Source organism: Polaromonas sp. (assembly GCF_039932935.1).
Taxonomy (GTDB): Bacteria; Pseudomonadota; Gammaproteobacteria; order Burkholderiales; family Burkholderiaceae_C; genus Polaromonas.
Window position 1 is genome coordinate 1 of record NZ_JBDTPB010000005.1, and the last position, 3961, is coordinate 3961.

Consider the following 3961-nt stretch of genomic DNA (forward strand, 5'->3'; position numbering starts at 1 on the left):
TTGGTGACTTTTCTTTGGCGAAGCAAAGAAAAGTTACTTGCCGCCGGGCAACCCCGGCCAGCGGAACTCGGCAAAAAACCGCAGCGCCCCCATTTGGTAGCAAGCAGCTACGACATCTCAGGCGCAATCATCTCCGCATACTCATAAAGCGCCTCCAGAACAACCTGCTTTTTCTCATCCGCGGTCTCGGCCAGTACATCAATCTCGGCAAACAGCGCATCGACATTCCGCGCCCCACCCTCACCTTCGAGCAAACGCGCGGCGCGGTGCGCCTCCCAGCGTTCAACGTCTTCGGGCGACAGCGTTTCCGCAAAGTTGCGGGCCCGGTAACGAAACACCAACTCGCCAAGGCGCTCGTCGTCAAAACCGATGCGGGCATGGGCCAGCTCGGCGGGTGACATGGCGCGCAGCTGGTTCAGGCGGCGCCGGTCGGTGTTGTTGATGAAGCCGCCGTACAGGTCTTCATCGACATCCGGAGTGGGCTCTTTGGGCCGGTGGAAGACTTCGGGCCAGATGGCGCTCATGTCGGGCAGGCCGGCGGCTTTTTCGGCGTTGGCCAGCGCTGCGGGGATGTCTACACCCCATTTGGCCGCCATCTCCGGTGACAGCGTGGCGAGCTTGCGCACGACCATGGGTGACTTGTTCAGGTGAACTGACTTGATGGGCAGGCGCAGCACGCCTTCAGGCAAGTCAGCCGATTTACTGAAGAGGCGTTGCCGCAGCGTGGCAACGTCAAGCAGGGGCAGCTCGCTCGGGTCTTGCGACAGGTCCCAGGCCAGCAGCTCGTTCTTGTTCGTCGGGTGCGTTGCCAGCGGCCACATGACGGCGAGGCAGCCGCGCTCCGGCGGAAACATGCCCGAGATGTGTAAAAACGGCTGGGCAGTCTGTGGACTGGTGGGCAAGCCGAGCTCCGCGGCCACGCGGTCTTTTTTGTGCAGGCCCAGGCAAAAGTCAAACAGCTTGGGTTGTGCTTTGCGGATCAGACGGGCCAGCGCGATGGTGGCGCGAACGTCCGACAACGCATCGTGCGCCGCTTCGTGCATCAAGCCGTTGGCGCGCGCCAGGTCTTCCAGCTTGAAACTGGGCCGAACCGCAGCTGCGTCGTCGGGCCTGCGTTCATCGGGTTTGATCGGCCAGACGATGCCCTCGGGTCGCAACGCATAGGCCATGCGCACGACGTCGAGCAAATCCCAACGGCCGCAGTCGTTTTGCCATTCGCGCGCATAGGGGTCGATCAGGTTGCGCCAGAACAGATGCCGCGTGACTTCGTCATCGAAGCGGATGGTGTTGTAGCCGACGCCGATGGTTCCCGGTTCGGCCAGCATGGCCTCGATTTGCGCGGCGAATTCGTGCTCGGGCAAGCAGCGCTCAAGGCACAACTGCGGCGTGATGCCGGTGATGAGGCAAGACGCCGGGTCAGGCAGGTAGTCGTTGGCGGGCCTGCAATAAATCATCAGCGGCTCGCCGATCTCATTGAGCTCGGCGTCGGTACGAATGCCGGCGAACTGCGCGGGCCGGTCGCGACGCGGGTTGATGCCGAAGGTTTCGTAGTCGTGCCAGAGGAAGGTGTGGGTCATGGAAAACTCGGGGTAATCAGAGCAAAGGGGAAAACAGCCGTGCCACGGCATCAAGCAGGCGCATCAAAAAGTTCTGGGGGCGGTTTGCGCGCACGGGTGCGGCGCTCAGCAGGTCGGTTTCGAACTGCGCAGCGAGCGGCCCTGCCAACGCAGGGCCATAGACCACGGCCATCACCTCGAAATTGAGGCGAAAACTGCGGTTGTCAAAGTTGGCGGTGCCGACCATGGCACAACTGTCGTCAACCACCAGCGTTTTGGAATGCAGCATGCGGGCCTTGTACTCCCAGACCTTGACGCCGGCGGCGATCAGCTCATCGAAGTAAGAGCGCGCCGCTGCGCTGACGATAAAGCTGTCACTGCGGCGTGGGACCAGCAGGCGCACATCAACGCCGCGCAGCGCGGCGCTCGTCAGCGCCATCAGGGCGGGCTCTCCGGGCACAAAGTAGGGCGTGGTCAACCAGGCCCGGCTTGTTGAGGCATTGATGGCGGCCAGGTGCATGCGGTGAATCGGCTCGAGCACGTTGTCCGGCCCGCTGGTCACCACCTGGACTGGAATGTCGCCGGCCTCTTCGTCGGGCACCAGATGGGGCAGCAAATGCGGAAGGGTTCGGTCTGTGTCTGCTACCGATTCGCCGGTGGCGTAAGTCCAGTCCTCCAGGAAAGTCGTCTGCAGCCAGCGCACTGCGCTGCCTTCGATGCGCACGTGCACGTCATGGTAGGCATCAGGGCGGGTGCGCCGGTCTTCTTCATCGGTGATATTGACGCCGCCTGTGAAGCCAATACGGCCGTCGCAAACGACAATCTTGCGGTGGGTGCGGTAGTTGGTAACCGGGCGCAGGCGGCGGCCTATGCGGGTGTCGTGAAAGAACGCAATCTCGGCACCGGAAGCCTCAAGCGGCGCAAGAAATCGGCTGCCAAGCCGCTTGGAGCCGAGCGCATCGACCAGCAGGCGTACCTTGACGCCCTGCTTCGATTTTTCGGCCAACAGGTCGCGCAGGGCGGTACCGATCCGGTCGGGTTCAAAAATATAGTATTCGAGGTGAACATGGTCACTGGCCCCGCGGATCGCGTCGAAGATGCGGTCAAACGCCTGCGCGCCCCCTGAAAGCAGCTGGACGGAAGTGGCGCTGGACACCGGGAGGCCGCAAGCAGCAGTGCCCAGGGCCGTCATTTGCCGCAGGGCCGGGGGGGCTCTCTCTGCCGCGCCCTGCAGCTGGGCCAGATCGGCATCGCCACGCGCGCCGGCGCTGCTGCGCAGCCGCTTGAGGCGCTGCTTTTTCAGGCGCTGGGGGCCGAGGAAGTAATAAATGACAAAACCCGCAAAGGGCAGCAGCGCCAGCGACAGGATCCAGCTCATGGTGGAAACCGGGGCGCGTTTTTGCATCACGATCCAGACCGACAGCACGCCAATGTAGGCGCTCCAGGCCAGCGAGAGGCCGGTGGTCCATTCGGAACTGAGTTGGGGAAGCGTCAAGCGGAGCGTCTCTGGTTTTCTGACAATACTGGCAAAGCAAAATGGAAAAGGCCGACAGCGTGATGCTACCGGCCTTTTTTGGCTGCGCGAGAACTATCCGCGCAGAGAGATGGGCGACACGCTCAGTTCGTCTCTGCCGCTTCGGCTTCCGGCTTGGCTTTGCCTTCCTTCTTGGGCAAAGGCTGGATGTCGAGCTGGACTTCTCCGTTCTCAACGCCCTTTTCGTCGGTCGTGACCTTCATGTCCACCGTCAGGCGGCCACCGTCCGTGAGCCGGCCAAACAGCAGCTCGTCGGCCAGCGCACGCCGGATGGTGTCCTGAATCAGGCGCTGCATCGGGCGGGCGCCCATCAGCGGATCGAAGCCCTTCTTGCCGAGGTACTTGCGCAGCGTGTCGGTGAAAGTGACTTCCACTTTCTTTTCAGCCAGCTGGGTTTCAAGCTGCAGCAGGAACTTGTCGACCACGCGCAGGATAACGGTTTCGTCGAGCGCCTTGAAGCTGACTGTCGCGTCGAGGCGGTTACGGAACTCGGGCGTGAACAGGCGCTTGATGTCGGCCATCTCGTCGCCGGACTCGCGCGGGTTGGTAAAGCCGATGGTTGCCTTGTTCATCGTCTCGGCACCGGCGTTGGTGGTCATGACGATGATGACATTGCGGAAATCGGCCTTGCGCCCGTTGTTGTCGGTCAGCGTGCCGTGGTCCATGACCTGCAGCAGCACGTTGAAGATGTCCGGGTGCGCCTTCTCGATTTCATCGAGCAGCAGTACGCAATGCGGCTTCTTGGTCACCGCTTCGGTCAGCAGACCGCCCTGGTCAAAACCAACATAGCCCGGGGGCGCGCCGATCAGGCGGCTCACGGCGTGGCGCTCCATGTACTCGGACATGTCGAAGCGGATCAGCTCGATGCCCA

The 3961-nt window shown here is 62.4% G+C and carries 3 protein-coding genes; all 3 read right to left on the bottom strand.

Annotation, left to right across the window (positions count from 1 at the left end; all coding sequences use genetic code 11):
* Positions 1–107: 107 nt before the first annotated feature.
* Entirely contained in the window at positions 108–1577 is a 1470-nt protein-coding gene (gene sbcB, locus ABI546_RS00445) for an exodeoxyribonuclease I (protein ID WP_348042992.1), read from the bottom strand.
* Positions 1578–1593: 16 nt separating this feature from the next.
* Complete coding sequence (gene cls, locus ABI546_RS00450; protein WP_348042994.1) at positions 1594–3051, bottom strand: cardiolipin synthase; 1458 nt, start codon at positions 3049–3051, stop codon at positions 1594–1596.
* Positions 3052–3173: 122 nt separating this feature from the next.
* Positions 3174–3961, bottom strand: a 788-nt coding sequence (locus ABI546_RS00455) for an AAA family ATPase (protein ID WP_348042996.1), incomplete at its 5' end; no start/stop codon positions are given.